Here is a 5,685-nt window from a genome sequence, read left to right on the forward strand (position 1 = left end):
CCCGGTACGAGCGCAGTTTATCAGTGATCATGACGCGCGGGATAATTCCCTGCCGCTTGAGCAGCTTTCGCATCAACCGCCAGGCTGCTTTGGTGTTGCGTCGACTCTGCACAAGCACATCAAGGACAAATCCGTCTTGGTCAACCGCCCGCCAAAGCCAGTGTTTCTTACCCTGGATCACGATAACGACCTCGTCGGCGTGCCATTTACCATCAAACTGCCCAGCTGAGCGGCGCCTGATTGTTCCGGCAAACTGACGCCCGAATTTCTCCGCCCACATGCGGATCGTTTGGTGTGACACGATGATACCGCATTCTGCCAACAGGACTTCGACCATACGCAAGCTAAGTGGGAAGCGAAAAGCCGTTGTCACGTTTATCGTCGATCGGTTGCTTGCGTCTGGAATCGAGCGTAGGTGGCAGCGATGAAGGCATCATCAATCTGCTACAAGCGTCATCGGTTTCCTCCTCAGATCATCGCGCACGCGGTGTGGCTGTACTTTCGCTTCAATCTAAGTCTGCGGGAAGTAGAAGAAATGCTGCTGCAGAGACAGAACCGTCCAGGTGATGTCTGGCATCTGGATGAAGGCGCCGTGAGAATCTCAGGTCGCAAGTATTGGCTTTGGCGCGCGGTCGATCCGCACGGTGTCGTGCTGGACGAAATAGTCCAACCGCAGCGCGACAAACGGGCTGCTAAACGGCTGTTGCGCCGCTTGATGAAGCGTCTTGGGTTCATTCAAAAGCGGATCATTACGGACAAACTGCGCTCGTATGGTGCCGCCAAGCGTGAGGTCGCGTCAGGGCTGGATCATTGGTCGCACAAGGGCTTGAACAATCGAACCGAGAACAGCCACCTCCCTTTCCGAAAGCGTGAACGGACAATGCAAGACCACAGGTCTCCAGGAGGGCTACAGCGGTTCGTGGCGACCCACTCAGCCACTCGAAATTGCTTCTGTGTCCCCGCTCGCCGCCGCTCCGCATTAACAACCCGATATCACCGCCTCGAGGCATTTGACGCCTGGAATGCCACCACTCGAGCCGCTTGAATTCCGAGCATCAGCATTCACCGGCGGCCCGGAAGTTAATGTGACAACACCGTTAGATTTGTTCAACCAATGCGGTCAGCCGCTTGGCGGTAGCACAACAAATCCCCCACCCTTTGTGCCCATGTCCGGAGTTGATCCAGATATTGCAATCAGGCCTAGGTTTGCAGATCACAGGGCTTCCACCGGGTGTCATTGGCCGCAAGCAGGCATGTGCCTCCGCTGCTCCCAAATCAAATGCCCCTGGGGCAACCTGACTTGCATAGTTGCAAAGGTGCTCGACTGCTGCGTCGTCCAATGAACGGTCGAAACCCGCATTTTCTACGAAGGATGCCAAACGAAAGCTTCCTCCCTGCGTGGAATAGGCAACAAATGCAGCTTCATCGACCGCGAATAATGAGGGAACGCGCGAACGCTTGAGGATCGGTATCGTAACGCTGTATCCTTTGATTGGGTAAATCTTCGGGTCAAATCCAAAATTCCGTGACAAAAGTGAAGTCGCTGCACCCGCACAGATGATAGCCTTATCGGTGCGAAAATCTTCGTCCCGCGTTGAGACAATGACTTCCTGTCTTGTCTGCCTGATTTCTTCGACCGTTCTGGCGAACAATAGCTTTACGCCCATTTTGGTCCTGAGATAATCGCCCAAAGCAGAAGAAAATGCTTGGCAGTCGGCTGAGTAATCTTGCTCAACATAAACACCTCCGGAAAATTCTATCTGAGACTGTTCAAGTGCTGGTTCGAGCGACAACAAGCCCTCGGCTGACAGGAGCCTTGCGTAGCCGGGGCTGTCGCTTAAGCCGTTTTGCGCCTGAAGCTTTCGGATCTTGTCTTGTGAGCGGACCAAGTATAATCCGCCCTGCGTCAGAGAAAAATCACCACCGAGTTCGCCCATCAGCTCTTTCAGCATCTCTTGGGTTTCAATGACAAGCGCCTTGAGTTCTGCATTGATCCCGGTGGTCGCTCCGGGAAGACAATGCCTGAGGAAGATCACACACCAAATCAAAAAACCCTTGTCTCTGGTCAGGCGCATCCTGAAGACGCTGTCCTTTCTTCGAAATCCACCAAGAAATTTCAACAATGAGGCCGGGCTCGCCCAGCTTTGCGCGCGAAAGCTGGATAAGGTGCCCGCATTCGCGTGGCTACCTTCTGTTGCGACACTGTCAGCACGCTCAAGCACAGTAACTTTGTAGCCCGCTCTGTTGAGGTAATAAGCGGATGTCAGGCCGACAACACCAGCACCAATAACCAGAACACGGTCTTGCTTAGCCATTTTGTGCGCTTGTTACGGATCGCAGCTTCTCAATGAGTGATTTGTCTACCGAAATGGTGCCGCTGGAACGGTTGCTTGCAGATTCCCGATTTCCGCGTTCGCCGGGCAAGAGAACTTCTGCACTGGATGATTGAGGGGCTGAACCACGCACCAAACCGACAAGCTTGGAAACGTTGCTGACAAAAGTGTCGGGGTCCCCAAACTTTTCGGGGTCAATCGCGATAACCAGATTTCCCCAATTGGTGGTAACATCTTCGTCCCCCGCAAGCGCGTTTCCGAGAAGGGGACCAGTTAGCATCTCAATCATTAGCGCAAGCCCGGATCCCTTGTGAGCTGCAAAGGCCTTGATCGCGCCGCGCAGAGTTTCGGATGGATCTGTGGTCGGATTTCCGTCTGCATCGAATGCAAGCCCCTCAGGCAGTTGTTCGCCGCGCTGCATGGCCTGGATGACGCCATACCAAGCGATAGATGCTGTTGACATGTCGAAGGTTATCGGGGCCTCGGCCGATGGCACCGAGATCGCAATGGGGTTGGTTCCAAAGATTGGCTTTGTCCCACCGGCGGGGGCAACCGCCTTCGGGGATCCCGACATGATAATGCCGACCAGACCCTGTTTGGCGAGCCGCTCGGCGTAAAACCCAATCGCACCTGTTGAACTGGACAGGTTGCGTGTGCCGACAAGCGCAATCCCGTGTGCCTGCGCACGGCGTGCGGCCTCCGCTGTGGCTTGTAGCGTCGTCACGATACCTGCCGACCCGTTGGCATTGATATGTACGACCGACGTGGCGACGTCGTGCATCTCTATCGGGGCCGCGTCGGGCCGCGGCAGAACGCCACCAAGCGGGATCTTCACCAAGCCTTGGTTGTTTCCGCGCAATTCTGCATACATCAGCACATCCAGAATCTCGCGCGCGTCGGATTCCATGACACCTTGCAATTGCAGCGCGTCCATACACAGCTCTTCCAATTCTTTGATAGGTAATGAAATTTGTGTCATTTCGTTGTAGTTAACCTTTGGAAATTTCTTAAAGTGACGGTGCACATATACAAGCGCCCAGCGAAACATATTGGCAGGTTGCCGGATATTCACCCTTAGAAAGTGAATGGTCCGTCAATCGTTTGAAGTCGGCTACCAGCCAGCATGTATCTCGCGAAGGGGAGAGAAAATCAAAGATCAACCTGATCTTCCCAGTCCGTGCCACGGAACCAGTAATCGTTGCGCTCCTTCAACCAGCCGAGCCGCCATTGTGACCTGATCCAATTGTTGAAGAAGTTCGCGGCGTCCGGATCACCTTTTCTGTAGCCGAAAGAGTCACCGACCGCGTTAAAGGTCTCATTGAAGGGAACGTGCAGTGTATCGGGATAGTTTCTTGCTTCACGCGAAGGGGTCGGCTCGCTGGCCAGCGTCGCATGAGCATTGCCATTTAGAACCTCCTGGGTGGAAGCGCCATCTTCGTCAAATTGCAACAGCCGGGCATCAGGGAAAAGCTGCGTTATGTAGGTTGCCGTGTTGGAACCTCGGCGCGCCGAGAAGGTGACATCGGGCTGATTGTAGCTCTCTATCGTAAATCCTTCTGTCATCGCCCGGTTGGCCAAAATGGTTGCCCCTGACCATGCATAAGGGTCTGAAAAATTGATTGTCAGGTTGCGCTGTGCAGTGATGGTCATGCCCGATATTATGACATCGAAACTGCCCGCTATAAGCGCCGGTATGATGCCATCCCATGCAGTTGGGACAAACTCGACCTCTACCCCCATCTCGTTTGCCAACTTGCGGCCGACATCCAGTTCGAACCCGATGAGATCGCCGTTGGTATCGCGCATTGACCAGGGGACAAACATTCCAAGCCCGATACGGATGACACCACGGCGCTTGATCCCTTCGATGACACTCTCGCTGCTAAGCTCCTGCTGCACATCACCAGTCCCCTGGGCACGGGCCTGTTTGGGCAGGGCCGCAGCCGCCGCGAGCGCGGCTGCCACGCCTATCAATTGTCGTTTCGTGGTCATGTCATTCTCCCTCATCTTTTGTAACTTCGCCGCCCCGGTAAGCGCCACTGAACCAGGGCCGACACATTCGCGCCGATCTACACCGCCGCAATCAGATGTGAATTCGGTGGACAAATTCGGCCTTCGAGACCCGTTGACGTCAACAATATTAATTGTAAGGTAAGACAACATAAATTATAGTGACCATGAAAAACCCCCCGTCCTTGAATGGCTTGCGTACGTTCGAGACAGCCGCCCGAACCGGTAGCTTTGTACGCGCCGCTAAAGAGTTGGGCGTCAGTTCAGCCGCCGTCAGCATTCAGGTCAAGCGTCTCGAAGACCATCTTGGGAAAACCCTTTTTCATCGGCATGGCAACAAATTGCGCCTGACCGAGGTGGGGCGCGTGATCTATTCTTCCTCAAGTGAAGCATTCAACAGGATATTCCGAACGACCCAGCAAGTCATGTCCGGTCCGGTCGCACCGACTCTCACAGTTAGCGCGCTACCTTCGATATGCGACAGATGGTTGCTGAATAGGCTTGTTCGTTTCAAAGCCGAGACGGACTATTCGATAGAACTAAGAGCCGAAGAAGACCCTGTTGATTTTCAGGAAAATCACATCGACATGCGCGTGACTTACGATTCCTCACTCTACAGGAGTATGGAGAAAGTCACCTTGTACGCCGACCAATCTATCGTGGTATGCAGTCCCGAATTTTGGGAGACTTGGGGGGATGCGGAGGGGACACTGCACAATGTCCCTCAAAGCGCGTTTATTCACAGCGATTGGGGTACAATGCTGGCAACCGAAGCCTCTTGGCAGGCGTGGTTCGCGCGAGCCGGAATTGCGAAACCTGAGTTCCTCCATTCCGGATTGATCTTCAATCGCACGTCTGACGCAATAATGGCTGCGGAAGCTGGTGCAGGGATCGCCCTGGTTTCCGAAAAACTTGTTAGGGAGACGATAAATGCGGGTCACCTAGTCTGTCCGACAGGACCGGTGCTCGAAATGAGTTTTGACTACGTGGCCGTGTATTCAAAAGAACCCCAGAGCAGACGGCCTATCGTCCGGCTTGCAACTTTTTTGCAATCGTTCTGATCTGAGCGGCGCTACCAAAGCACCGGCACACACAAGAGGACAGAGGTTGTCGCGGAAATTCGGACCAGTGGTTAAGGTGGATTGCATGAAGAACGTGACGATCCAGAATGAAGAAACGAAAAACCCATTCTCCTGAATTCAAAGCGAAGGTTGCGCTTGAGGCAATCCGCGAAGAGATGACGCTGGCGGAATTATCCAAGAAATATGGTGTCCATCCGACTCAGATTGGCACGTGGAAACGGGCAGCGATTGAGACCATGGCGATGGCTTTTACGCGCCGG

Annotated in this window: 6 protein-coding genes and 1 pseudogene; 3 read left to right on the forward strand and 4 right to left on the reverse strand. The window is 54.0% G+C overall.

What is annotated here, in order from left to right:
- A pseudogene (locus tag M3P21_RS22035) lies at positions 1-361 on the reverse strand (IS6 family transposase); the annotation flags it as partial.
- A gap of 63 nt (positions 362-424) precedes the next feature.
- Here M3P21_RS22035 and M3P21_RS22040 point away from each other — a divergent pair.
- Entirely contained in the window at positions 425-1,045 is a 621-nt protein-coding gene (locus M3P21_RS22040; RefSeq protein ID WP_249713660.1) for a DDE-type integrase/transposase/recombinase, read from the forward strand.
- Between the two features lie 52 nt (positions 1,046-1,097).
- Here the strand turns inward: M3P21_RS22040 and M3P21_RS22045 are convergent, their stop codons facing one another.
- From M3P21_RS22045 to M3P21_RS22055, 3 genes are all read right to left on the reverse strand, one after another.
- Positions 1,098-2,315 (reverse strand): FAD-dependent oxidoreductase, encoded by a 1,218-nt coding sequence (locus M3P21_RS22045; protein ID WP_249713661.1) that lies wholly within the window; start codon positions 2,313-2,315, stop codon positions 1,098-1,100.
- Positions 2,308-3,381 carry an Ldh family oxidoreductase gene (locus tag M3P21_RS22050; protein WP_249713662.1) on the reverse strand — a complete coding sequence of 358 codons (1,074 nt, stop codon included), beginning with the start codon at positions 3,379-3,381 and terminating at the stop codon, positions 2,308-2,310. The genes M3P21_RS22045 and M3P21_RS22050 overlap by 8 nt, the downstream gene beginning before the upstream one ends.
- 101 nt (positions 3,382-3,482) lie before the next feature.
- On the reverse strand, positions 3,483-4,325 hold the full coding sequence (locus M3P21_RS22055) for a transporter substrate-binding domain-containing protein (protein ID WP_249713663.1): 843 nt from the start codon (positions 4,323-4,325) through the stop codon (positions 3,483-3,485).
- A 185-nt stretch (positions 4,326-4,510) separates the two neighbouring features.
- Here M3P21_RS22055 and M3P21_RS22060 point away from each other — a divergent pair, with 185 nt between their 5' ends.
- Together M3P21_RS22060 and M3P21_RS22065 are read left to right on the forward strand one after the other, a co-directional pair.
- The gene (locus tag M3P21_RS22060; RefSeq protein ID WP_249713664.1) at positions 4,511-5,404 is read left to right on the forward strand and encodes a LysR family transcriptional regulator; all 894 of its coding nucleotides are present in this window, start codon (positions 4,511-4,513) and stop codon (positions 5,402-5,404) included.
- Between the two features lie 107 nt (positions 5,405-5,511).
- A partial coding sequence (locus M3P21_RS22065; RefSeq protein ID WP_249713665.1) for a transposase occupies positions 5,512-5,685 on the forward strand: 174 nt, incomplete at its 3' end.

This window comes from Ruegeria spongiae, from assembly GCF_023502395.1.
Taxonomy (GTDB): Bacteria; Pseudomonadota; Alphaproteobacteria; order Rhodobacterales; family Rhodobacteraceae; genus Ruegeria_C; species Ruegeria_C spongiae.